Genomic DNA, 22761 nt, shown 5'->3' with positions numbered 1-22761 from the left:
GGTGGGAACGATCCGTTAATGGACGTTCCCACTACTCTTTTTACAGAGTTACTGATTGTTGTTGTTTTGTTGGTTTTGTTGTCTGTTTTGTTGTTGATTTTGCTGGTTCTGCTGGTTCTGCTGCTGCTGGTTGTTCTGTTGCTGGTTGTTCTGTTGGTTCTGGTTCTGCTGATTGTTCTGTTGCTGGTTTTGGCGTTGTTGATTTTGGTTTTGGTTTTGGTTTGCCATTTCATCATCACCTCCACGTTTCTTAACATGCCCGTGCGACGTGAGAATATACATAAAAAATTCCTGATTTACCCTGAGCGTAAAAGGGAAAAGAGATCGAAAGGATATATGGAGGTGTAAACATGGAACGGAAGACATTTTATGTTACCCTGGATCAAGCGATGATGGGCATATCAGAAGTGAAAACAGAGGATAACAAGATCCAGTATGAAATCAGGGTAACCGAAAACGAAAAGGAAGAACTCGAACAATTACTGGGAAGGATCGAAGGAGAAGATATGGAAGCGCAGGAAATTTTGATACGGCCTTTTAATGAGGAGGCTGCAGATGAAGATAAAGAAGAAACGAGCGGCGACATCCAAAAGCTTTATTCCTATCTTTATGACTTCGGGACCGAGCGCACGCGATCCTTTCTCGAACAATTGCGGGAGCAAAGTTAAGCAGGCAACCTGCCATTTTTTTCAGTTATAAACCCCCTCGTGCTTTCACATCCTAAGGAAAGTCACAATGAGGGGGTATTCCAATGTCTAAAAAGACTTATTATGTCAATCTCAACCCGACGAGCATGGAGGATATTTCCACCACTAAGATCGATGATCATGAACTGATTGAATACGAAATTGAGGCGACGCCGGAAGAAGTCCAGCATTTACAACAATTGATGATGGATGTGCAAAAGCATGACATGGAGCTGGCGGATTTATTTACCTTCCGGCATTTCAATGAAGAATTCACGACGGCGGACAGCGATCGTTTCCAGCATGGTATGAATGACGTGTACCGAAAGATCTATGAGCTCGGCACGAATGACACCAGGACAAAGATGGACAGCATGCATCCTTCCCCGTTAACCAATGATGAATAACAATCAGAGCTGCTGTTGCCAAATTTTTTGATGGGAGACGGGGAATGCTAACTGTGCAGCCTCTGTTCGTGTCAGCCACCGCCCGGCTCTAGTAGGCGTTCGTGAACGGACGTGCACGCGATAGACGTGAATGTGCCAGATGAGATGGGTGAATACATGAGCAAACGTTTGCCCGGTTTCGGCCGGTTCCGCCTCGACATGATGCACATCTTCCAGGTAATCCTTAAGGGCGGTCCTTTGTGAAGCCGGTAACGCCTCGACCATGGGAAATTGCCACAACCCCGCAAGCAACCCTTGTTTCGGACGCTGTTCAACGAGAATATCTCCATCTTCATTTTCCACGACGGCGGCCGCCAGTGTCTGTTGCTTCTGCGTTTTCTTTTTGGCCTTTATCGGCAACGCATCGACCATTTCATGGTTATAAGCCCGGCACATCTGCTTTAACGGGCAGTTCGGGCAGTCAGGGTTCTTCGGGGTACAAACCAATGCCCCCAGTTCCATTAAAGCCTGATTAAATTCGGCGGGCGGCGTACCGGCCATAAGCTCGCGTACATCAGCTTCGATTTGTCGGCGCGTGCTCTGTTTTCCTACATCTGCTTCGATCAGTAACACCCGCGCGAGTACACGCATAACATTACCATCAACAGCCGGTTCCTCGCGGTCATGGGCAATACTCATGACAGCCCCTTTGGTGTACGGCCCGACCCCTTTTAAGGAAGCAAAATCTTCGGGGTCCTTCGGGACTTCGCCTCCGTAAGTGTGCATGACTTCTTTTACGGCCGAATGTAAATGACGGGCTCGGGAGTAATAGCCCAAACCTTCCCAGGCTTTCATCACCTCGTCCTCTTCTGCTTCGGCCAGGGCTTCCGGTGTCGGGAATTGCTCCATGAATTGTTCGAAATAAGGCTTTACGGTCTCCACTTGCGTTTGTTGCAGCATGATTTCGGACACCCAAATACGATAAGGATCTTTACTTTCCCGCCATGGCAGTGAGCGTTTATGTTTTTCATACCACGTTAACAATTGTTTACGAAAGGCTCGAATGGGGAAATGGGTGAGCTTCATGTTTCACTGTCTTCCTTTTCCGTTCGGTCTCGAAACGCCCAGCAGTTGACTTCCTCCAGTGGTTTGTGCATCCATTTGGCCAAATCGCCGAATACAGGATGATCCTTCGTTCGGCGAAGGTCTTTAATCTGTTCATATGTTTCCAGCGAGGGGACCGTGAACAATTCCACATATAAGCCGGGTTGATCCCAAGCCTCGAACCAACTGAAATCCCGGGCTCCGTACCGAACCAATTCCTTCGGCACTTGCTTCATCCACGCTTCATACGCGCGTTCATTACCTGCCAGTATTTTGTACTCCATAAAGACTTGCATACGTTCTGCCATGTATAAACCAACTTTCATTCGTGTATATCTAAGGCTAAACTCGTTTACTATTTAGCGAAAATTTGCTACGCTATTTTATATGAACAAAGAAATTAAAAGGAGGCAATGACCGGGAATGGACACAGCTTCCCATGTGGCTATGGGCGTCGGCATTACCGGCCTTGCCACGCTGGACCCCGGGGCTGCCGCAAGCACGGCTACGATGCAGGCCGTCGCTTTAGGCGCTATCATCGGGTCACAGGCACCTGACTTCGACACCGTTTTGAAAATGAAAAATAACGCAACGTATATTACCAATCACAGGGGAGCCACCCACTCAATTCCCGCGGTCATCTTATGGTCTGTGCTGGTCACAGCCGTCATTTACCTGTTTTTACCTGAGGCGAGTCTGTTTCATCTCTGGTTATGGACATTTCTGGCCATTGTCGTGCACGTGTTGGTTGACATTTTCAATGCCTACGGCACGAAAGCACTGGCCCCCATAAAAGATCGCTGGATTGCGATAGGCGCCATCAATACCTTTGATCCGTTCATTTTCATGCTGCATATTGTCGGCGTGGTATTCTGGATCGCAGGCGCTCACCCCGGGTATACGTTTCTGATCATTTACAGTATTATCGCTCTCTACTATGTGTGGAGAATGAAAGCCCGCAACAGGGTGATTCGTCATGCCCGCAGACTCCATCCGTACGCAACGCATATATTCGTCTCCCCGACGTATCAATGGTCGGAGTTCCATCTCGTCATTCGCACCCTGGATTATCTTCATGTCGCTACCTGGAAAAAGAACAATATACGCTATCTGGAAAGTTATCCCTTTGAACCTATTCCAGACGATCCGATCATTCAGGCCGCCCGTGACGATCATAATCTAGCGGCTTTTCTTTCTTTTTCCCCAACCTATCGGTGGGAAGTCCACCAACGGCCTTTCGGCGGTTATGACGTCGTCTTCACCGATTTGCGCTACCGCGCGGCCGGGTACTACCCGTTCGTATCAGTCGTCAGACTCGATCGCGATCTTTGTATCGAAGGCTCTTACACCGGTTGGATATACGACAAGGAAAAGCTGGAATACAAACTAAAAATCTCCCGGGATTCCAAAAAAAGAAAAAGGGCACGACTGCTGAACGCAACGTGACATCAGCGTTGTAAAAGGGCGATGGGGACTGATGTCAACGAGGTGTTCTCATCCCGGTATCCCCAGGCAAACACCCCATTCATATAAGAAATGACGAAATGACTCTCGTTCTCATCCTCCGCAATCGTATAGCGCTCGCCCGCCTTGAAATCATCGGGGTTCAATAAATACGATTGCGCGATCAGCTTTTTCCGTTCATGAATGGCGAATTCGCTGACCATTCCTTTTTGCTCGGCTTTTTTCGCCTGCTCGTTTAAGCGGGCTACCTCATCATTCAGTTCCTGCCTGCTCATGTGGCCATAGCGCTTATTATTCATTCTGCTCCTCCTCAAGATACCGGTCGATCATGGATAGTGAAAACCCTTTTTGGTAAAGGTGCTTTTTCAGTTTTTGTTTGACCACTTCATCTTCGTATTTTTTTCGCCATTTACTCGCTGCCTTCTCCGCCTGGAATTGCAAGGCCTGCCAGTCTTCATCGGTACGGTCGGCAAAGTCATGCGCTTCAAAAGCGGCGTTGATGAGCGAATAGCTAAATCCCTTGCGCAACAATACGTCGGTCAGTTTTTTCTTTTTCATGACTGCGCTTTCTCTCGGCATGGCTTTTTTGGCGATTATTCCTGTCATCGTTTCGATTTGCTTTTGCTCGTCATATTGTTCCAAAGCGTCGTTAATGAAAGCGTCCTGAATGCCTTTTTCCTGCAAATACTGCCGGATGCGGCCCGGCCCCTTGTCTGTCGTGCTCATGGTGACGCGCGTGTAGGTCTGGGCGTATTCGGCATCATTGAGGTATCCTTTCTCGGCCATCGTATCAATAACTTCTTCGATATGCTCAGCGGGCACGTCTTCTTCCCGGAGTTTGTCGCGCAGTTCTTTTTCCGTGCGCATGCGTTTCGACAAAAACTGCAGCGCCTTTTTTTTCGCCTTTTCCAGCTCGTCCTCCCGTGTCATATCGGTCAGTTCGGCGGCCGTGATCGCTTTTCCCTTCGCCAATCCCCACCGCACCAGGACCGCTTCATGCACCCCGCAAGCAAAACGTTCTCCCTGCTCATCTTCTACATACAGATTGTAGCGCTCTGCATCTTTTTTCTGCGTCGTAATTCTGGAAATATGTATATGGTTAACCCCCTTGTTTATAAAAGGTTCATGAAAGGGAATGAGTATTAAAAACAACGAAGGAGCGGATCCCGGACATGCATATCGTTATTACAGGAGGGACAGGCCTTGTCGGCAAAACGCTTACGAACAAATTGCTCGCCGACGATCACTTCGTCTCCATTCTAACAAGAAATGCGCAAAACAAACAGAATGACACCCACTTGCAATATATCGAATGGCTGGGGGACAACGAACCTGAACGGGAACTTGAACATGTCGATGCCATCGTCAATCTGGCAGGCGCCTCCATAAGTAGCCGCTGGACAAAAAAGCATAAAGAGCGCATAAAAAACAGCAGAATTGAGGCGACGAGAGAGTGTATACGTCTGCTTCAGAATCTGCCGGGCGAACGTCCGAGCGTATTCGTGAGCGCTTCAGCCATGGGATATTACGGCACATCGGAAACGGATGAATTTACTGAGGAAAGTGCTCCCGCGAATGAAAATTTTCTGCAGAAAGTGAGCGCCAGGTGGGAGGAAGAGGCTGCGCCTGCCGAAGATTTGGGGGTAAGGACGATTTATGCGCGATTCGGCCTGGTCCTTGACGCTAATGAAGGTGCATTGCCACTGATGATGCTGCCTTATAAACTAGGGGCCGGCGGCCCGGTCGGCAACGGCCGGCAATGGTATTCCTGGGTGCACCATGAGGATGCCGCCGGCGTTATCGTTCATGCCCTGGAAAATGAACATGTCGAGGGCGTTTACAACGTCACAGCGCCCGCGCCGGAACGTATGCGCGATTTCGGAAAGAAACTTTCCTCGGCATTGAAGCGCCCCCACTGGCTGCCCGCCCCTGCATTTGCCGTACGCGGTGCCCTCGGAGAAATGAGCGTGCTCGTCGTCGAGGGACAGAAGGTAATTCCGGCACGCACCGAGCAATCGGGCTATGCGTTTCAGTATGCCAGGCTGGAGCATGCGCTGGATGATCTGTTGCGGGATGATTAGAGGGGGGCGTGCTCGTTTATAGAAGGGATCGAGGAGCCAGATTTGGGTTATGGCGCCTTAACGCGTGATCGCGGAAGTCGTTAGGTCGTCAACTCTGCGTTTTGACGACCTAACGCATGACCACGGGTGGCTTTAAGGCGTCAACCCCGCCGTATGGCGACCTAACGCTAGTCTACGGCTGGGGTTAGGGCTTCAACTTCGCATTATGGCGACCTACTAGTGCGGGCGGCACTACACCGCCCGCCCGCAAATCTATTAATACAATTTCCCGTGCTTATATAAAAGCGTGATCAGTCGCTTAAGTGCAAGTTTATAGCATAAAACGCGCGCCGTGTCGTGCGTTTCGGCATAAAAATAGTGGTCATAGACCCGCGAACTTATGTGTTTCATTTTCTCGCTCATTTCCGAAATAACTTCCTCTTTTGTGAAGGGCTTGGGCATATTCGTTTGTATCCACTCCAGATAAGACACATGCACGCCGCCGGCATTGGCCAATATATCGGGGATAACCATAACGCCGTTTTCTTCAAAATATTTATCGGCGCCCATCGTTATCGGTGCGTTCGCCCCTTCCACCAGGATTTTAGCGGAAATGTCCTTCATATTGTCCTCGGTGATTTGATCTTCCACCGCGGCCAGAATGAGTACGTCACATTCACTCGTTAAGACAGCCGCCGGATCCTCTGCAATCACGGCTTCAACGCCGGCTTCAGCCAATCCCTCCTGGCTTTCCGGTAACTGCCCGTGCACGTCATGATAGGTAATGAGCTTCTCTATATCCAGGCCTTCCTCATTGCCAAGGGACACATACTTATCGGAGACGGCCACGACCATATGCTCATAATCACAATGAATCGCTTCTTCAGCCGCTATGCTCCCGACATTTCCAAACCCCTGGACAGCGACTTTAATCGGTTGCTCCCCCGTTCTTAAAGCTTCGATGTTCTGCCAGCTTTTCTTCCGCGTTACTTTTTCGGCCTCGGCCTCCTGAAACCAGCGACTGATAAGATGATAATAAGTTAAAAAAGTCCCGATTCCCGTGGCTTCTCTGCGACCGGTGACCCCGCCGTTGACGTCACTTTTCCCCGTAAATGAGTTAATATAAGATTCGCCGGGAGTGATCGTTTTATATTCGCCGACCATCCAGTCGATGATCGTTTCGTTCGTCCCCAGATCGGGGGCGGGAATGTCATTGGTCGGCCCTAAATCGGGTTTTAGGCGCTGCACATATTTTTTGCTGACCATATTCAGCTCTTTTTGGGAAAATTTCTTCGGATCGACGTAAACACCGCCCTTGGCGCCTCCGAAGGGCAGTTCATGAAGGGCGTTTTTGATCGTCATCAGAATCGCGAGGTTTTCCACTTCTTCCTCGTTAACCGCGTCGCTAAAACGGATGCCCCCTTTATAGAAGCCGCTGATATTATTGTGCTGCACACGATAGGCCGGGATGCGAGAGATGCTGCCGTCATCCCTGGCTACCCGAATGTAGCTTTTGATAATTTTATCCGTCGTTTTTAAAATCTCCGCCGCCGAATCAAAAACACCCCCGTTTTCATTCTTCTGGAATTCAGCGCTAAACGACTCCTTTTTCAATTGATTGACAACGTCCTGAATGAATCGACGCGTGTCATCGCGACTCATGTCACATCATCCTTCCTTGCTACAGTCCAATCTATAGGTCCCATTCCCATTTGCCTAGGTTATAAACCTCTTTTTTGACGAAATGATGAACTATAATATCATTAGCAGAATCGTTACCGTTGGAATGCTGATGAGCGTCGACACCAGTGTGGCACTCGATACCAGGCGCGGTTGCGCATTAAACTGGACGGCAAAAATAACGATATTCGCGGCTGTCGGCATCGCCGCCGTTAAAATGAGCACATTCGCCAGTAACGGTTCCACCGGCAGAATGCTCGTAAGGCCGACGGCAATCAAGGGAGATATCAACAAGCGGAGCGTCACACTATAGTTTATTTTTCCCCATTCAAACCCTCGCAGCGGAATTTGCGCCAACTGCATGCCGAGGATAATCATCACCGTGGGGATCGTAGCCGTACCCACAATCTCGGTGACGCCCGTAATCGCCTGCGGCAGCGCATAAGGAAGAAGCTGGGCGAGTAATGCAGCGAACAGCGCCCAGGTAGCCGGCATCGTCACGACCACTTTCAACGCCTGCCTACTTCCCTTGGAGGCGTAATACACCCCGAAACTATTCATGAACACGGACTGAATCACCATAAGCGACACCGCATAGGCAAATCCTTCTTCCCCAAAGGCGAACAGCACGATCGGCGCCCCGTAGTTACCCGCGTTCATAAATGACGTCGACAGAATCATCCCCGTCTCCGTCTCCGGGGATAACTTCAAGAAAAAAGAAATCACCTTATTGAGCATAATAAGAATAAATAAAAGCAAAAGAGCGAAGACGAGCATATACACGTATTGCATATTGAGTGTTGCATGATAAATCGTATCAAAGACTAAACAGGGCGTCATGACGTAAATGGCCACGGTCGATACCGCCTTGATATCCACCGGTTTCCATTTTTGAATGATGAATCCGAGAGAAAAGACAAGGACGACTGGAAGAACAACATCGAAAAAGATTTGCAAGCTTCTTCTCCTTTCACGTGTACATCGCTCATTTTATCAGTTCTTCTTCCCGCTGTGACGAAATATGCTGAATGATTCCGTTATTTTTACATATAAGATGCTACGCTGCCAAATAGGTTAGGAATCTTCGCTATCTCCTTATGCAAATAAAGCCAACTCGGCCTTAGCTGCTCACATCAACTTTAATCACTTTTAAAGCGATTTGAATTTTCTCGGGAGCATGCTATTATAATACACATGGTTGCAATAGCCATGAATACGTACCTGCCCTTTCTTTTAAAAAAGCAGTTTGAATTTTGCTTACACAGGGAAAAGTCAAAGGTACGTAAATACTTCAAAGGTGTGATAGGATGAGTGCAACACCAGTGTTGCATAAAGAGAAGCTTGAATTTGACAAACCAGCCGTACAAGATGGGAGTAAAATGTGGGAGCTTGCCAAAAAACTTGGCCTGGATCTCAACTCCTCCTACAAGTATTTGATGATGAGCGAATACTTCTCCGAAACTTGTGTGGTGGCCAAAGAAGAAGGAGAACTCGTAGGGTTCATAACCGCGTTCATCCTACCTGAACAAGATGATACCGTATTTGTATGGCAAGTCGGTGTCGATAGCTCGCAGCGCGGCAAAGGTTTAGCCTCGCGGATGCTGGATGAATTGCTTGAACGCAATGCTTGCCAGGAAATTAAATTTCTTGAAGCAACGGTCACTCCGTCGAACGACGCTTCGCAAAAGCTGTTCCGGCGACTTGCCCGTACCAATGGAACCGCCTGTCACGTGTCGGAATGTTTCTCCGAAGAATTGTTCCCGGAAGATCACCATGAACCGGAGCTCTCTTTCAGAATCGGCCCAATGGATCATCGCTAACTTCAAGCACTAAGGGGAGAATACCATGGCATCAACCAATGTAATGAGCGTATTTGAAGAATTGGAATCAGAGGTGCGAAGCTACAGCCGTAGCTTCCCCACCGTCTTCCATAAAGCTAAAGGCTATCAGTTATGGGATGAATCGGGCCATGAATATATTGACTTTTTTTCTGGCGCAGGTGCGCTGAATTACGGCCACAATGATGATCGTATGAAGGAAAAGTTAATCGAGTATATTCAGGAGGATGGCATTACCCATTCATTGGATATGGCTTCTAAAGCGAGAAAAGAATTCCTGGAAGCCTTTCATGAAAAAATATTGAAACCCCGTAATATGTTTTATAAGGTTATGTTCCCCGGTCCAACCGGAACGAATACCGTGGAAAGCGCCCTGAAACTCGCCCGTAAAGTGACGGGACGAACGAACGTCGTCAGTTTCACAAACGGTTTTCACGGCATGACCCTCGGCGCACTTGCTGTAACGTCCAACGAGTCCAAACGTGAAAGTGCCAGGGTTCCCCTCGAACATTCAGTCAAAATGCCTTTTGACAAGTTCATCGACGAATCCGTTGACACACAGATGAAGTATCTCCGCAGCTTCCTGGACAAGGATGGAAGCGGCATAGACAAACCTGCGGCCATCATCCTGGAAACCGTCCAGGGTGAAGGCGGCCTAAACGCGGCAAGCTTTGAATGGATCAAGGAGATCGAGCAATTGGCCCGCGACATCGGCGCCCTGCTTATCGTCGACGATATCCAGGCCGGGGTTGGACGCGCAGGCACATTCTTTAGTTTTGAACCGGCCGGTATTACACCGGATATTGTCTGTTTATCGAAATCGATCGGAGGATACGGATTGCCATTGGCTCTTACCCTCGTCCGTCCCGAACTGGACATCTGGTCCCCGGGAGAACACAACGGAACATTCCGCGGCAATAATCCGGCCTTCGTAACGGGCAAGGCTGCGCTGGAATACTGGGAAGACCCTTCCTTTGAAAAGGAAATCGCGCGAAAATCGGATAAAATCACCGACTTTCTGCAAAAGATGATCGAGAAATACCCTGCCCTGGAAGGAAGTTTACGCGGGCGCGGCTTTATTCAAGGCATTCGTTCCGACGTTCCGGACCTGGCAGAGAAAGTGTGTGAGAAATCTTTTCAGAATGGTTTAATCATGGAAACCGCAGGACCTAATGATGAAGTCTTTAAGCTTTTTCCACCGCTCATTATTGATGACGAGGGGCTGGATGAAGGCTTGCGGCGTCTCGAACTGGGTATTCGTGATGCAGTGCAATAAATCAACACCATGACATTAACTGGACACGGAGGAAAACAATCATGAAAATCGTTAATCTCGAAGATATTAAAGGATCCGACCAGGAAGTAGACGCCGGAAACTGGACGAGTCGCCGCCTGATCATGAAGGATGATGGCATGGGATACTCGGTGAATGATACGGTCATTCGCGCCGGTACCGAAACCCACATTTGGTATCAGAACCATCTGGAATCGGTCTACTGTATTGAAGGAGAAGTCGAAGTCACGACGCTCAAGGACAATAAAACATATCGGATTACACCAGGCACCCTTTATGCCCTTGATGAACATGACGAGCACCTGTTACGAGGCATTAAGGATGCACGGTTGGTATGCGTATTCAACCCGCCCTTAAGTGGGCGTGAAGTGCATGACGAGAACGGTGTTTATCCTGCTGATTTAGATTAAAAACGCAAGAGCCCCTTGATCATGTCATGACCAAGGGGCTTGTTAAATGTCGTTATTCACTTTCTGTCGTATAAAGTTCAGGTTTCTCCCAGTACTCCTCCGTGATATCCTCTATATTTTCAACCTCTACCTCATTCCATTCCACATCTTCCAATGTGTCCTGCTCCGCTGTCATGTCCATAATCGTATCGAATTCCCCGGGGCCTGATTCAGGTTCAACATAAATATCCCAGACTAAATGAATATAGTTCAGTTCATTAATTTCCGCCATCCTTTGCAAAACATGAGCGGATCGGTTTAACGTAGACGTTCGAATGAGATCGGTCGTCACGTTATCCTCAGTAATCAATTGCGCCTCCAGCACTTCTGTCTCATCATCATAGGTAATGTCCTGGACGACGTCATGATTGGTCGTTGTTACCTGACCCAGTTCGGACGTAATATGCCATTGTGCTCTCTCTTCGACCGTTTGCACTGATTCCGGCACCTCATAAGAATCGTTGGCGGTAATGGTGCTGGATGTATCCGACAACATTAAAAAAGTTCCCAGCGTAATGATGGCCGCTGCAAAACTGGCGGAAAAATATTTTGCGTGTTTATAGCGATTTTGTTTGCGTTCCGGCCAGGTGACCAACATGAGAAAAGCGGTGAATACGGAGAGTATGCCGGCAATCACAAAGGCAGTGAGTAAAACGATCGCCACTTTATTTCCCCCTGTTATACCTCATCTTTTCTCCAGTGTACACGCTGCTAAAGCTTCACTAAAGCATAAAATATGAACGTTTCATGACCAACTTATGTCTATTTTGTAGAGGAATGGAAAGGATTTTCAAGTGTATACATATCGAGCCACTGCTTTCGTTTAAAAACCGTGCCTTGCTTTTCCATGCCGAGATGACGGGCAATTCGTATGGACGGTGCATTAGCGGGATGGATTAATGACGTCAGCGCAGGAACGCCCAAATGGTCAAAGACGAATGTTCGGCAGGCCTGGGCGGCTTCTTTGCCGTACCCTTTTCCCCAATAGGAGCGGGCGATGAGATAACCGAACTCCACACGCACTTGGCCTTGAATTTTTCGCGGACGGATCCCGCATTGACCCACACATTCACCGCTGTCTCGTTTTTCGGCCATCCAAAAGCCTATGCCGAAACTTCGATAGTCCTGTATCGTTCGGTTCAGCCATTCCCCGGTTTCTGCAAATGTTTTTGTGCCCTCGGCAAAACGCATCACGGCCGGATCGGAAAACATCTCGTGTAATGATTCCCGATCAGCCTGAACCATTTCCCGAAATTGTAAACGCCCGCTGCGGAACACGTTTTCACCTCTGTTCTTTTATCGTTCACTAATCAATGGGAAAAAAGCTTTTTCCGGTTAGATGATCCAACGACTGAAATTGGTAGCCATCCGCCTCCAGGTCATCGATGACATCTGCGAGCGCCTCGGCATTATCCCGGGATACCGAATGTAACAAGAGGACTGCTCCGGGGTGAACGCGATCCAGGATACGCTCATACGCATACGACTTGCCTTTTTGCGTATTCGGGTTCCAATCGACATAGGCAAACGACCAAAAAATATGTTGATAACCTTCATCTTTTGCGATGTCCATCGAGCGATCGTTAAACGTACCCTGGGGAGGGCGTAAGTAATCCATCTCCTTCCCCGTCAATGACTCAAAAGCGTCATTGACCTTCGCCAACTCGGTCACGACGTCCTCATCTTTTAATTCCGGGAGGCTGGGGTGGTTCCAGGAGTGATTGCCGACGATGTGGCCCTCATCGTCCATTCGTTTGATTAACGCTTCCTGCCTCTCGAAGTAATAACCGGTCACAAAAAAGGCCGCGGGCACATTCTTTTCTTTTAGGACATCCAGAATGATATCCGTACAGCCATTTTCATAACCGCTGTCAAACGTTAGATAAAGGTTTTTTTTGTCCGTATCACCAATATAGTATCCATCATGGCGATCAAGCAACTCAAGGTAGTGGGGTTCAGTCGTCGGGGGTTCGTTATTTTTGGCCGGTTTGAAATTCCATTCATACACTTCCTCGCTATGGGCAAGGTTGCTCGCGAAAATAAAACAAAGCAGCGCCATGGCCATGAGCTTCACTCCTCTTCCCACGATCCGGACACCTCCTTTCAACTCCGTAAGCAACCTTTAAATCGCGAAAGTTTTAGCCGTTGCTATACTTTAACGCCACATGGTCTTTCACGGGAATCCAGCCATCAACCGCCTGCTTCTCGATATTTTTGACCTCGAGGGAGCGTTTGGTCCCTTTCACTTTCACATACACTTCTCCGTAGGTGACCGTGCCTTCTTCATGGACGGCAGGCACATAGCCGTGCAAGACGCCGAGTTTTTTGCCTTCTACCTGGTAGTTGGGGCCGACTTCTGTGCCCTGTCCGATCGTTGCGTTAAAAGAAAGCGGCAAAGACGTTTTATCAGTGGCCTTCATTCGCATCAAGTTTTTAACACCGTCGATTTGTGGTACATCGCTGTTCAATTCACCGGCGACTTCCTTGTTTTGGCCTTGCTTATACTGGAGCGAAACGACGCTGTCCCCTCCGCGGTTGTCCTGTTCGTTGGCATTAATGTTCTCGTATTCCCAGTTCACTTCCGTGTGCCCGGAATCGTAATTGAGCGCCCAGGTGCCTAAATAAATGGAAGCATTAACGCCAAACGGGATTTTCGAATCCTTGATGGTCGATTCATTCAACAATGAAACAAGCTCGGGGTTATCGATGTTTACGTCCGCTGTTTCCTGCAAATCTTTCGTCAATTCCGAAGGCTCGAGCTCAGGCAGCTCGCGGTCCGTGTGGCTGTACGTGTTCTCTCTGGTAATGTTGTAGACATGGTCCGGTTTCGTAAACGAATCGCTGTCCTCTTCAGTTTCAGCAGCCTGAATATCACCTGTGAGGACTGAAGATATACTCAAAAGCATGATTGTAGCTATGATGGCAAAGCCTTTCATTCCTAAAGCCTCCCTTGATCATTTTCGCTTATTGTTATCTGCAGGAGGCGTTTTTATCCATGGCTCGAGAAAAAACAGTGCCTCTGCACGGAAGCACTGCCTTTGACTACATTATTCCAATGTGAAAGATTCGCTGACTTTAATGGCGGGCTCGACCGATTGGACGATGGTGCAATTCTTCTTGGCAAGCTCCACCATTTTCTCCATTTGTTCCTCTTTAACGCCCGCTGCCCGGACGGTGTAATGAAGGTGGACGGTTTCGACTTCATGAGGTTCTTCGTCGTTGCGGGTAACGTCGGCACTAATGCGAATATCTCCGATATCAATACGTCTTTTCCGCATAATTTTTCGCAATACACTCCCGCTGCACCCGGCAATCGCCGAGACGAGCAGTTGATACGGACGAAAGCCGTGTTCATCCTCGCCGGAAATTTGCAATAATCCGAACGGGGCCTCTGTGCTGAATGCTTCTTCATTTTCGATCCGAAATTCCATATCATTATCCCTCCCATTTCCATTTTACCGTATAGGGCGGATTTACACAGTTGTGGCGCATTATAATCTCAGTGGAAGGACAGGGACACACGATCTTATGTAACAATTTGCGCTATGTAATCATAATGACATTCGTATCCACCCACATCTCCGATAGCATTATATGTTCCCCTCATTTCTCCTCTTTTCTAATCGCTCTTTTTTCGATTTCTCCAAGATTTCTTCAAAATCACGCTCATTCTTTTCGTGCACCGGCAAAGAACCATACAAGTCCATGATATCTTCTTCTTTCTTTACTGCGACCACGACCTCGCCTTTTTCATTCACAGACCATTCTAATTGGTCCCCGTCATGAGCTTCTAAATACTCTCGAAATTCCTTAGGTATAACCGTTTGTCCTCGTTCTGAAATAGCTCCAGCAATTTCTTCTGCGGGAGGACGTTTATTTTCGGAATCTCTCTTTAATAATGCCATTGGAGTCACCTCGCTTATAACTATAATTCTTATTCATCATCTTATCATATCTTTTCACACAATTCATACTCAGTGTCCGAACCGATTCCTCTTCCATACAGAGCTAATTTTTGTCTGTTTACTTTTACAGGAATATACATTGCGGCGGGTGAGGCCATTACAGTCAGGATATCGTTAATTTGTGGCTTCACCTATGGCCGGGTGACGCCATTGTAGGCAGGAGATCGCTGGTTTATGGCTTCACTACCCCCGAGTGATGCATCACCTGCTTACGCGTCCGGTGATTCCTCTCATTTTTTCTTCACTAAAAAGAGAGCACCCCTCAAGTGAAAAGAGCTGCTCTTGGCTTTCAGGTATCAGGAATCATTCCGTATATCATCGATAAGGTCCTGAAACGATTCGGATGTTTCGTCGCTGGCGTTATTATCCAGGCGTTTAGTGATCTCTTCGCTGTCCGTAACAAGGATTTCTTTGTCCGTCATCTCGGCTTGTAGCCATTTTTCAATCTCCTCCAGCGGTTGTCCTTGCTCATCCGTATCGGTTCGAACCCCGACCAACACGTGATGATTGTCAACGAAAACTTGAGCGTCTTCTACGTGATCCATGGTCTCAATCTCTTGCGCAATATCTTCGGATTGAGAGCCGTTTTCCACTTCATAGCGGTGGGCACGTTCTTCATTTGCCCGCCGTTCTTCCGCTGTATACGTGTCCTTATCCACGACGTCCTGAGGATTGTTATAATAAAATGAACCGCGGCCATCTCTCATATTACGGGCACCGTGACGTTCCCCTCTTTCGACGCGGTCGTCAATGGTGAACTCCGATTCATCATGTTCCCGGCTTTGATCATTCACTTGATTGATGTCTGCCGAATCGATCGGGTCTCTGCCCGGATCAGCAGCATTTTCATCCGTTGTTCCGCATCCGGCAACACTTGCTGTTACAACGAAAAACACAGCTGTCGCTACTGTAATTTTTTTCATAACTAAGATCCCCCTCTTTACACATTAAGATGTAAACATCAGGGGAATCTTACTCCTGCCATTTGCAGGAAACCGCTTATTCATGCCAACGGTCCCGGATTTTCATAATACTGTTTGATGCCCTCAACAGCACGATAAGAAAGGGCTCCTACCGTAGGTGTCGGATTATAGCCGCTGTTATGGGGAAAAGCGGAAGCGCCCACAACGAAGAGGTTTTCACAATCCCACATCTGCAAATAATTGTTGACCGCCGAGGTCTCCGGATCGGCGCCCATAATGACCCCACCCGTATTATGGGTCGTTTGATAAGGCATGATGTTATAATCGCCGATATCCGGGTTGGCGACAATCTCATTCGCCCCCATTTCTTGCATAATCTCTTCCATTCGCTGGGTTTGATGGGCGGCAAGATTCCGGTCTTGCTCTGTAAAATTATACGTCATCCGTAATAAAGGATCACCGAAACGATCCGTATAGGTTGGATCCAGATCAAGATAATTATTCACATAAGGCATACTCGCGCCTTGAGACCCGACGGATAACGTTCGAAATAAATAATAAGCATTCGCTTCTTTAAATTCACTACCCCATTGTTTCGTTCCCGGAGGGACCGGGTTGGTATTAATCGGCCGAATCCCTGTTTGTGTGAGCTGGATCGTGCCTCCGTGGATGAAATCAAGATCGCCATGATCAAAATTGTCGCCGTTGTAATCATCCAATTGCCCGGCCAAAGCGCCCGCACCCGCGTATAGATTAAACTGTTGATCAAAGTACCCTTGCGCTTCCGCCATAATTTGATAACAATAATTTTTACCAATAACACCGCTTTGCGTATCCGGATCATAAGGCGTGCCAATCTCCGACTCTAATAACAGGCGGGTGTTGTTCATCACATAAGTAGTCAGAATCACCATATCCGCCGGCTGAAAAAACTCTTCACCGGTTCGGGTATCAATGAAATAAACGCCGTCTGTGTATTCACCGTCATATGAGATGCGTCTCACATTGGCATGTGTGCGCAATTCGAAATTTCCTGTTTCCTTCGCTGTCGGAATCACCGTGATGATCGGATCTGATTTCGCCTGATAGTCACAGCCAAAACGCTCACAAAAAGAACAGTACTGGCACTGTTGAATCGTTTGTCCATCCGGATTCGTATAAGCCTCCGTCAAATTGGCAGAAGCCCCTTGATAAGGGTGTAACCCCAAATCACTTGATGCTTCCTTAAACATGCGAATGGCCGGGGTTTCGACCATCGGAGGAGTTGGATATTCCGTCGACCGGGGCGCGGTCATTTCATTGTCTTCCCCGGAGGTTCCGATCGTTGCATCAAACTGGGCAAAGTACTCTTCCATATCCTCGTAACTGATGCCCCAATCTTGAAGCGGCATATCGTCAGGAATTTTATCTTCGCCGTAGCGGTCAATGGTCTGTGAGCGAATCTCAAAATCATAAGGGAGAAAACGCGGGCACTGTCCATTCCAGTGAACCCCCGCCCCACCCAGATCTGTTCCCAACAAAAATGAGCCCATCTGCCGCATCGGCAGCGCACGCATATCCCGATCGTTTCGAAAGGTGAGCGTCTCTTTCGATAAATCCTGCATAAGGTCATAACGCACCGCGTACCTTAATTCATCCTTTTGCATAATAAAATCATCAACCGTCCGCTCAGCGCCGCGTTCCAGTCCGATAACCTCGATGCCGTCTTTCGCCAGTTCCGAGGCAATAATCCCACCGGCCCAGCCAACCCCGATGACGGCTGCCTCTTTTCTAGGTAACTCTGTTGCCATAATCGCTCTCCTTTTTAAGCCATTTATTTATTCGTGATGGTCATGTAAACTGACCGGGTCCATTTCCACAAATTCTTCTTCCTCAATGACATTCGTATAAGACATTTGGGAGCCTGGGTAGCCAATTTGCCTCCAGCCGTCCATATTGAGGTTTCCGCCGTAGACAGGGTCAGAATATGCGCCTTCGATGGTGGCCGTCCGCAACTTGGAAAAAAATTCATCGGAAGCAATGCCCGTCATGTCCACTTCCCCTTCTTCAAAGGCCTCTAAAATTTCATCCTGGGTCTCTGATTCCAGATCAAAAAAAGATTCATCAAAGTGATCTTCAGCTATGTTTTGGATCGTACGCACCCCATGAAGAAAAGCATCCCTGCGAAGCAATCCCGTCTGCGGCCCTTGCGTCGGAGCGCCTTCAAAGAAAGGCCCCTCCATATACTCCCGGGAATTAAAGCCGTATTCACCGGCCAATTGCTTGTCTATGAAATAGGGAACGGCCAGACTTATAGCCCCCGGTCCGGTATCGTCATCAGGAAAAATGCGTTCTACGGCTGCGCTTAACACATCAAAATCTTCCTGGCGTTTAAAAAACATGCGTGCCTGCGTCAGTTCTCCGGGAGAAGTAGTGTCGACCTCGTCATCCGTATCGATATCCGGGGCATCCGTTGTGCCGAGAAAATTTTGTGCAAAAACGCCACCCAGGAGCCCTCCACCGACGAGTCCGCCGGCAATATAGCCACTATTTTTAAGAAACTGCCGGCGTGAAATGCCACTATTTTGTTCATCGTTTTCGTCTGCCATTGGTTATCCCCCCTTTTTCTGTGAGTACAGGAAAGAATTCTTTATTCTTTTGCCCAAAAGGGGTGGCTTATATGCAACATTAAACCGCCGGCATTTATCCGCCGACGGTTCGGTTATGACGATTTCTTCGAGGTCGTTTTCTTTTTTTCCGATGCCGATGTTTTCTTCGTGCGATCGACGGAAGCCTGCAAGGCGTCCATGAGGTCGGTGACATTGTCCGGTTGCTTCTCTTTTTCGGGGGTGACGATGTTTTCGCCGCTTTGTTTCGATTCGATGAGCGCGAGTAAATTCTTGCGGTATTCATCTTCATACTTTTCCGGGTCAAAGCTGGCTGTCAACTGATCGATGAGCAGAACCGCGGTGTCCAACTCTTTTTTCTCGATATTTTCGCTTGAAGGTACGTTCGGCACATCGGCGCTCGCGCGGATTTCATCCGGGTAATGCAGCGTCTCCATCAACAGCGTCTCTTCGCGAATCCGCAAAACAGCCAGTTGTTCCTTGGAACGAATGATAATCTTCGCGATCCCGACTTTTCGGGTGTCGGAAAGCGCCTTGCGAAGCAGAGCGTACGCTTTCGTGCCTCCTTCATCAGGCCCCAGATAATAACTGCGGTTAAAATAAATCGGATCAATCTCATCAATATGGACGAAGTCGAGGATTTCCACGGCTTTCTCCGTATTCGCTTCTTTTAATGATTTCAGTTCCTCGTCATCGACGACGACGAAACGCCCGTCATTCATTTCATGACCCTTGACGATATCGTCGTTTTCCACCGATTCCTCACAAACCGGGCACACTTTCTCGTACTTAATCGGGGTGTGGCATTTTTTATGCAGGTTTCGAAACGAGACCGCTTTATTTTCCGTAGCAGCATGCAATTTAATGGGGATAGACACGAGCCCGAACTGAATACTTCCTTTCCAAATCGTGTGCAAACGACTTCCCTCCTTTTTAAGCCTAGTTTGGCATTAAAAACAAAGAGAATACGTTGAAAAACTTGGGATCATGCTAACAGCGGAGGTGTTCCCATGTCGTTCATGTTGGCATTCAGCCGTGACGAAATCCCTAAAGGAGCCCAATGGCAATATGAATTAAAATACGACGGCTACCGCGCGCAGCTTATCTGGGACGGCTCGACCTGTTCGTTGCTCAGCCGCAATCACAAAAACCTGGCTTCGCAATTTCCAGAGATCGTCGCTACATGCAAGCATCACTTCAAGGACAAATCCTCCATTCACCTGGATGGTGAAATCGTTCTGTTGGAAAATCCGGGGCTCGCGGATTTTCATACCCTTAAACGCCGTCACCGCCTGCGTTCCCAGGCAAGCATCAACACTTCAAGCCATGAGCGCCCGGCCGCTTTTCTCGTCTTCGACATGCTTTCTGTAAAAAATAAACCTTATAGCGAGCGTAAACAGGAACTCGCACGAATACTGAAAAACCATCACCTTCCCACCATCCCGGCGCCCCATGATGAACGTCGCATTCAATTAATCCCTTCCACCCAGGATGTAGAAGACATTCAATATCAGACACATCTGTACCGCAGCGAAGGGATCGTCGCCAAAACCTCCTCGCACACCTATAAAGACGGGCGATCAGAATCCTGGCTCAAAATAAAAACCCCTCGCCTCCTCACCTGCTTCATTCAATCCTATAATCCCGAGAACGGTTATTTTGACGTCGGAGTCTATAAAAACGGCGAAGCGGTCACGCTTGGACAATGTGCGCACGGATTTTCAAAAGCTGAAAAAGAATCGCTCGTCACGATCATCAAAAACAACGGGGAATGGGTTCCGGCGCGTCGTAAATATGACATCGAGCCTTCCATTGTTGTAAACATGGCGTTCACCACTTATTCGGAAGATTTTCGTGAACCACGCTTTCAGTCCTTTCAATTCGATACCCCAGCGCGCCAGTGTACGTGGGAGCACTGGCAAAACGCTGCGCTCAAATGGCCGGAACGTGTGTCGTTAACACATCCCGAGAAGCCGTTGTGGTCCGATCCCGAGATTTGCAAGCGTGACTTCCTGGAATACACACGCACGATCGCACCATACGTATTGCCACATCTTGAGTCTCGTTTATTAACGCTTGTGCGCTATCCGCACGGCCAGTTCGGTGACGCTTTTTTCCAAAAACAGTGCCCCGAGTACGCACCAACATTTGTGGAAGCGGAAACTTTCGAAGATACGGATTACATCGTTTGTCAGCATGTCGATACACTGCTCTGGCTCGCCAATCAACTCGCGATCGAGTGGCACATTCCTTTTTCGCTATCGTCGAGCCGTTACGTCGAGGAAATCGTCATCGATCTCGATCCGCCGGACGCGGCCGCCTTTTCATTGGCGATTGAAGGCGCGAACCTGCTCAAAGAGGTCTTCGACCAATTACAACTGGAGAGCTTTGTGAAATTTTCCGGAAACAAAGGACTGCAAGTGTATGTGCCTCTTGCGAAAAACCAATACACGTATGAAGATACACACCCATTCACTGAAGCCATAGGCGCCTATTGCCTGCAAAACCGCCCCGATTTATTTACACGGGAACGTCTAAAGAAAAAGCGCGGACGTAAACTCTATATCGACATCCCCCAACATGCCTTTGGCAAAACGATCATTGCACCTTATTCGCTCCGAGGCAACAAAGAAGCACTTGTCGCTTTACCCCTGTTCTGGGAAGAGGTTTCATCTGACCTTGACCGTACGCGCTTTACGCCCCGCGGCGTACAGCAAAGGCTCTTGTATGAAGGGTGTCCGTTCGCTTCCTATGGAATGACAGCCAATCGGCTTCCGGATTTCAGCGCGAAATGATATATGGTAAAATATAGAGATACGAATGATTGCTTTTCCACCAGGAGCTGTCCGCCATGAATGAAGGAAAAAAAGCCAATAAATGGGGCGTGCTCGTCGCGACTTTGCTCGGCGGGTTTATGGTAATTCTCAACAACAGTCTGATGAATGTTGCCTTGCCATATTTTATGCAACTCTTCGACATTACCGCCGTTGAAGGGCAATGGATCGTGACCGCCTTTGCCCTCGGCATGGCGATTGTGATGCCGCTCACGAGTTATTTAAGTAAACGCGTCGGCCGGAAAAAAATCTTTTTGCTCGGCACGCTTATTTTTTTTGTCGGCTCTTTGGCCGGTCCTTTTTCCTGGGATTTTACGAGCATGATCTTTTTTCGCCTGCTGCAAGGATTTGGCGGCGGTTTGATTATGCCGCTGACGATGATGCTGATCTTTAAGCATTTCCCCAAAAACGAGCGGGGACTGGCCCTCGGTATTTGGGGGATCGCCGCGATGGTGGCACCGACGATCGGGCCGACGCTCGGAGGGGTGCTTTTAGAATTTTTTTCCTGGGACATGCTTTTTTATATCAATCTTCCCACTGCTGTTGTAGCCGCCGGTGCCGGCCTTTATTTTCTGGAAAAAGACGGGGAGCCAATGATGCTTAGGTTCGATTGGATCGGCTTCCTCTTTATTAGCTTTGGACTCGTGGCAGCCATGATCGGGATTGACCTTTTACAGGCGTATCCGGGTGAACTTTGGGTTTACGGTTTGATCGCCGCCGGTGTGAGCGCGCTCGTCTTGTTCATTTGGCAGGAACTCCGCAGTGATGAGCCCCTTCTGAACATACGGATTTTGCGAAACACGGTCTTTAGCGGAAGTCTGATTGTGATTTGTTTCAGCGTGATGGCGATGTTTTCCGTGTTATTGCTCGTTCCCATTCTCATTCAGGACATCTACGGGTACTCCCCGCTGTTCGCGGGGTTGCTCCTCTTCCCGCAAGCGCTGTCGATGGGCATTGCCATGACGATTGGCGGCAGGGTGCTGGATAAAAAAGGGCCTTATATCGTGATAATGACCGGTGTCGTGACGACAACGCTGTCCACGTTTGCCATCGGTTTCTCCATCGGGGAAGTCGGTGTCGTTATGCTCACCACTTTCCTCGTCTTTCAGGGTATCGGGAACGGCATGATCAACACGCCTGCTTCCACGGCCGGGTTGAACGCTTTAAAAGAAGAACACGTACCTGCCGGCTCGGCGTTTAACAACGTCTCCCGGCAATTAATGAAAGTGATCTGCATCGTATTCATCTCGATCTTTTTTGAATATCGCCGCGGGACGCATTTAAGTACGAACGAGTGGGCAGCCGCCGGAGAACAAGCGGTCCAGGAATCCTACTTGCTCGTCGCCGTTTTCTTGCTCGCGTCCATCCCCCTCGTTTATTATTTGCGAAAGCGGTGGTGAATTTAGCAGCGATCTCCCCCACCCTAGCGGCGAAATTTCCATTTCTAGCGGCGACTTCGCTGTTTCTAGCGG

At 48.5% G+C, this 22761-nt stretch carries 26 protein-coding genes; 9 read left to right on the top strand and 17 right to left on the bottom strand.

Translation table 11 applies throughout. The features are described 5' to 3' along the window. Positions 1-48: 48 nt before the first annotated feature. Positions 49-228, bottom strand: a complete 180-nt coding sequence (locus BLS58_RS17855; RefSeq protein WP_090399398.1) for a hypothetical protein — start codon at positions 226-228, stop codon at positions 49-51. A gap of 122 nt (positions 229-350) precedes the next feature. Here BLS58_RS17855 and BLS58_RS13885 point away from each other — a divergent pair, with 122 nt between their 5' ends. Both BLS58_RS13885 and BLS58_RS13880 read left to right on the top strand, forming a co-directional pair. After that, entirely contained in the window at positions 351-668 is a 318-nt protein-coding gene (locus BLS58_RS13885; protein ID WP_090399397.1) for a hypothetical protein, read from the top strand. 83 nt (positions 669-751) lie between these two features. Then, positions 752-1093 (top strand): hypothetical protein, encoded by a 342-nt coding sequence (locus BLS58_RS13880; RefSeq protein ID WP_090399396.1) that lies wholly within the window; start codon positions 752-754, stop codon positions 1091-1093. 3 nt (positions 1094-1096) lie between these two features. Here the strand turns inward: BLS58_RS13880 and mutY are convergent, their stop codons facing one another. Next, entirely contained in the window at positions 1097-2158 is a 1062-nt protein-coding gene (gene mutY / locus BLS58_RS13875; RefSeq protein WP_090399395.1) for an A/G-specific adenine glycosylase, read from the bottom strand. After that, positions 2155-2484 carry an MFS transporter gene (locus BLS58_RS13870; protein ID WP_245723182.1) on the bottom strand — a complete coding sequence of 110 codons (330 nt, stop codon included), beginning with the start codon at positions 2482-2484 and terminating at the stop codon, positions 2155-2157. Before BLS58_RS13870 ends, mutY begins: the two co-directional genes overlap by 4 nt. A gap of 115 nt (positions 2485-2599) precedes the next feature. Here BLS58_RS13870 and BLS58_RS13865 point away from each other — a divergent pair, with 115 nt between their 5' ends. Continuing rightward, complete coding sequence (locus BLS58_RS13865) at positions 2600-3622, top strand: metal-dependent hydrolase (protein ID WP_090399393.1); 1023 nt, start codon at positions 2600-2602, stop codon at positions 3620-3622. Positions 3623-3624: 2 nt separating this feature from the next. On the opposite strand, the gene BLS58_RS13860 is transcribed toward BLS58_RS13865, so the two are convergent. Continuing rightward, positions 3625-3939, bottom strand: coding sequence for a YfhH family protein (locus tag BLS58_RS13860; protein WP_090399392.1), 315 nt, complete (start codon positions 3937-3939; stop codon positions 3625-3627). Next, positions 3932-4792 (bottom strand): recombination regulator RecX, encoded by an 861-nt coding sequence (gene recX / locus BLS58_RS13855; protein ID WP_090399391.1) that lies wholly within the window; start codon positions 4790-4792, stop codon positions 3932-3934. Before recX ends, BLS58_RS13860 begins: the two co-directional genes overlap by 8 nt. Positions 4793-4812: 20 nt before the next feature. Between recX and BLS58_RS13850 the strand changes: the two genes are divergently transcribed. Next, complete coding sequence (locus BLS58_RS13850) at positions 4813-5721, top strand: TIGR01777 family oxidoreductase (RefSeq protein ID WP_090399390.1); 909 nt, start codon at positions 4813-4815, stop codon at positions 5719-5721. A 255-nt stretch (positions 5722-5976) separates the two neighbouring features. Here BLS58_RS13850 and BLS58_RS13845 read toward each other — a convergent pair whose 3' ends face one another. Both BLS58_RS13845 and BLS58_RS13840 read right to left on the bottom strand, forming a co-directional pair. Further along, positions 5977-7362 carry a Glu/Leu/Phe/Val family dehydrogenase gene (locus BLS58_RS13845; RefSeq protein WP_090399389.1) on the bottom strand — a complete coding sequence of 462 codons (1386 nt, stop codon included), beginning with the start codon at positions 7360-7362 and terminating at the stop codon, positions 5977-5979. A gap of 90 nt (positions 7363-7452) precedes the next feature. Continuing rightward, positions 7453-8337 (bottom strand): AEC family transporter, encoded by an 885-nt coding sequence (locus BLS58_RS13840; RefSeq protein WP_090399388.1) that lies wholly within the window; start codon positions 8335-8337, stop codon positions 7453-7455. Between the two features lie 350 nt (positions 8338-8687). On the opposite strand from BLS58_RS13840, the gene ectA reads away from it, so the two are divergent. Genes ectA through BLS58_RS13825 form a run of 3 tightly spaced genes read left to right on the top strand, consistent with a single transcriptional unit; the run spans position 8688 to position 10922 of the window. After that, complete coding sequence (ectA, locus tag BLS58_RS13835) at positions 8688-9200, top strand: diaminobutyrate acetyltransferase (RefSeq protein ID WP_090399387.1); 513 nt, start codon at positions 8688-8690, stop codon at positions 9198-9200. A 25-nt stretch (positions 9201-9225) separates the two neighbouring features. Next, complete coding sequence (gene ectB / locus BLS58_RS13830) at positions 9226-10494, top strand: diaminobutyrate--2-oxoglutarate transaminase (protein WP_090399386.1); 1269 nt, start codon at positions 9226-9228, stop codon at positions 10492-10494. A 41-nt stretch (positions 10495-10535) separates the two neighbouring features. Then, positions 10536-10922, top strand: coding sequence for an ectoine synthase (locus BLS58_RS13825; RefSeq protein ID WP_090399385.1), 387 nt, complete (start codon positions 10536-10538; stop codon positions 10920-10922). 52 nt (positions 10923-10974) lie between these two features. Here BLS58_RS13825 and BLS58_RS13820 read toward each other — a convergent pair whose 3' ends face one another. The 10 genes from BLS58_RS13820 to ku all read right to left on the bottom strand — a co-directional run bounded on the left by BLS58_RS13820 (position 10975) and on the right by ku (position 19372). Beyond that, positions 10975-11625 carry a hypothetical protein gene (locus tag BLS58_RS13820; RefSeq protein WP_090399384.1) on the bottom strand — a complete coding sequence of 217 codons (651 nt, stop codon included), beginning with the start codon at positions 11623-11625 and terminating at the stop codon, positions 10975-10977. A 98-nt stretch (positions 11626-11723) separates the two neighbouring features. After that, entirely contained in the window at positions 11724-12239 is a 516-nt protein-coding gene (locus BLS58_RS13815; protein WP_090399383.1) for a GNAT family N-acetyltransferase, read from the bottom strand. A gap of 28 nt (positions 12240-12267) precedes the next feature. Continuing rightward, positions 12268-13047 (bottom strand): delta-lactam-biosynthetic de-N-acetylase, encoded by a 780-nt coding sequence (pdaA, locus tag BLS58_RS13810; RefSeq protein ID WP_245723181.1) that lies wholly within the window; start codon positions 13045-13047, stop codon positions 12268-12270. Positions 13048-13099: 52 nt separating this feature from the next. Further along, positions 13100-13897, bottom strand: coding sequence for a YfkD family protein (locus BLS58_RS13805; RefSeq protein WP_090399382.1), 798 nt, complete (start codon positions 13895-13897; stop codon positions 13100-13102). A gap of 111 nt (positions 13898-14008) precedes the next feature. After that, a complete protein-coding gene (locus BLS58_RS13800; protein WP_090399381.1) occupies positions 14009-14392 on the bottom strand; it encodes an OsmC family protein in 384 nt (127 codons plus the stop codon). A gap of 159 nt (positions 14393-14551) precedes the next feature. After that, positions 14552-14866 carry an AbrB/MazE/SpoVT family DNA-binding domain-containing protein gene (locus BLS58_RS13795; protein ID WP_090399380.1) on the bottom strand — a complete coding sequence of 105 codons (315 nt, stop codon included), beginning with the start codon at positions 14864-14866 and terminating at the stop codon, positions 14552-14554. 356 nt (positions 14867-15222) lie between these two features. After that, entirely contained in the window at positions 15223-15849 is a 627-nt protein-coding gene (locus BLS58_RS13790; protein WP_090399379.1) for a YhcN/YlaJ family sporulation lipoprotein, read from the bottom strand. A gap of 80 nt (positions 15850-15929) precedes the next feature. Next, a complete protein-coding gene (locus BLS58_RS13785; RefSeq protein WP_090399378.1) occupies positions 15930-17639 on the bottom strand; it encodes a GMC family oxidoreductase in 1710 nt (569 codons plus the stop codon). A gap of 27 nt (positions 17640-17666) precedes the next feature. Beyond that, positions 17667-18437, bottom strand: a complete 771-nt coding sequence (locus BLS58_RS13780) for a gluconate 2-dehydrogenase subunit 3 family protein (RefSeq protein WP_090399377.1) — start codon at positions 18435-18437, stop codon at positions 17667-17669. A gap of 113 nt (positions 18438-18550) precedes the next feature. Continuing rightward, a complete protein-coding gene (gene ku / locus BLS58_RS13775; RefSeq protein WP_090399376.1) occupies positions 18551-19372 on the bottom strand; it encodes a non-homologous end joining protein Ku in 822 nt (273 codons plus the stop codon). Positions 19373-19465: 93 nt separating this feature from the next. Between ku and ligD the strand changes: the two genes are divergently transcribed. Together ligD and BLS58_RS13765 are read left to right on the top strand one after the other, a co-directional pair. Next, positions 19466-21250, top strand: a complete 1785-nt coding sequence (gene ligD, locus BLS58_RS13770; RefSeq protein ID WP_090399375.1) for a DNA ligase D — start codon at positions 19466-19468, stop codon at positions 21248-21250. A gap of 56 nt (positions 21251-21306) precedes the next feature. Continuing rightward, the gene (locus tag BLS58_RS13765; protein ID WP_090399374.1) at positions 21307-22689 is read left to right on the top strand and encodes an MDR family MFS transporter; all 1383 of its coding nucleotides are present in this window, start codon (positions 21307-21309) and stop codon (positions 22687-22689) included. Positions 22690-22761: the final 72 nt, after the last annotated feature.

The organism is Natribacillus halophilus (assembly GCF_900100185.1).
Classification (GTDB): Bacteria; Bacillota; Bacilli; order Bacillales; family Marinococcaceae; genus Natribacillus; species Natribacillus halophilus.
The sequence above is the reverse complement of the archived record's forward strand: the minus strand, read 5'-3'. Positions and strand labels throughout refer to the sequence as shown.

Excerpts from the sequence above, each read along its gene's own strand:
- BLS58_RS13780 (WP_090399377.1), bottom strand. The coding sequence starts at position 18,437 with ATGGCAGACGAAAACGATGAACAAAATAGTGGCATTTCACGCCGGCAG.
- BLS58_RS13785 (WP_090399378.1), bottom strand. The coding sequence starts at position 17,639 with ATGGCAACAGAGTTACCTAGAAAAGAGGCAGCCGTCATCGGGGTTGGC.
- ectB (WP_090399386.1), top strand. The coding sequence starts at position 9,226 with ATGGCATCAACCAATGTAATGAGCGTATTTGAAGAATTGGAATCAGAG.
- BLS58_RS17855 (WP_090399398.1), bottom strand. The coding sequence starts at position 228 with ATGGCAAACCAAAACCAAAACCAAAATCAACAACGCCAAAACCAGCAA.
- BLS58_RS13795 (WP_090399380.1), bottom strand. The coding sequence starts at position 14,866 with ATGGCATTATTAAAGAGAGATTCCGAAAATAAACGTCCTCCCGCAGAA.
- BLS58_RS13880 (WP_090399396.1), top strand. The coding sequence starts at position 752 with ATGTCTAAAAAGACTTATTATGTCAATCTCAACCCGACGAGCATGGAG.
- mutY (WP_090399395.1), bottom strand. The coding sequence starts at position 2,158 with ATGAAGCTCACCCATTTCCCCATTCGAGCCTTTCGTAAACAATTGTTA.
- ligD (WP_090399375.1), top strand. The coding sequence starts at position 19,466 with ATGTCGTTCATGTTGGCATTCAGCCGTGACGAAATCCCTAAAGGAGCC.
- BLS58_RS13865 (WP_090399393.1), top strand. The coding sequence starts at position 2,600 with ATGGACACAGCTTCCCATGTGGCTATGGGCGTCGGCATTACCGGCCTT.
- BLS58_RS13845 (WP_090399389.1), bottom strand. The coding sequence starts at position 7,362 with ATGAGTCGCGATGACACGCGTCGATTCATTCAGGACGTTGTCAATCAA.
- BLS58_RS13860 (WP_090399392.1), bottom strand. The coding sequence starts at position 3,939 with ATGAATAATAAGCGCTATGGCCACATGAGCAGGCAGGAACTGAATGAT.
- BLS58_RS13765 (WP_090399374.1), top strand. The coding sequence starts at position 21,307 with ATGAATGAAGGAAAAAAAGCCAATAAATGGGGCGTGCTCGTCGCGACT.
- BLS58_RS13870 (WP_245723182.1), bottom strand. The coding sequence starts at position 2,484 with ATGGCAGAACGTATGCAAGTCTTTATGGAGTACAAAATACTGGCAGGT.
- BLS58_RS13800 (WP_090399381.1), bottom strand. The coding sequence starts at position 14,392 with ATGGAATTTCGGATCGAAAATGAAGAAGCATTCAGCACAGAGGCCCCG.
- BLS58_RS13790 (WP_090399379.1), bottom strand. The coding sequence starts at position 15,849 with ATGAAAAAAATTACAGTAGCGACAGCTGTGTTTTTCGTTGTAACAGCA.
- ectA (WP_090399387.1), top strand. The coding sequence starts at position 8,688 with ATGAGTGCAACACCAGTGTTGCATAAAGAGAAGCTTGAATTTGACAAA.
- BLS58_RS13885 (WP_090399397.1), top strand. The coding sequence starts at position 351 with ATGGAACGGAAGACATTTTATGTTACCCTGGATCAAGCGATGATGGGC.
- BLS58_RS13850 (WP_090399390.1), top strand. The coding sequence starts at position 4,813 with ATGCATATCGTTATTACAGGAGGGACAGGCCTTGTCGGCAAAACGCTT.
- BLS58_RS13805 (WP_090399382.1), bottom strand. The coding sequence starts at position 13,897 with ATGAAAGGCTTTGCCATCATAGCTACAATCATGCTTTTGAGTATATCT.
- BLS58_RS13825 (WP_090399385.1), top strand. The coding sequence starts at position 10,536 with ATGAAAATCGTTAATCTCGAAGATATTAAAGGATCCGACCAGGAAGTA.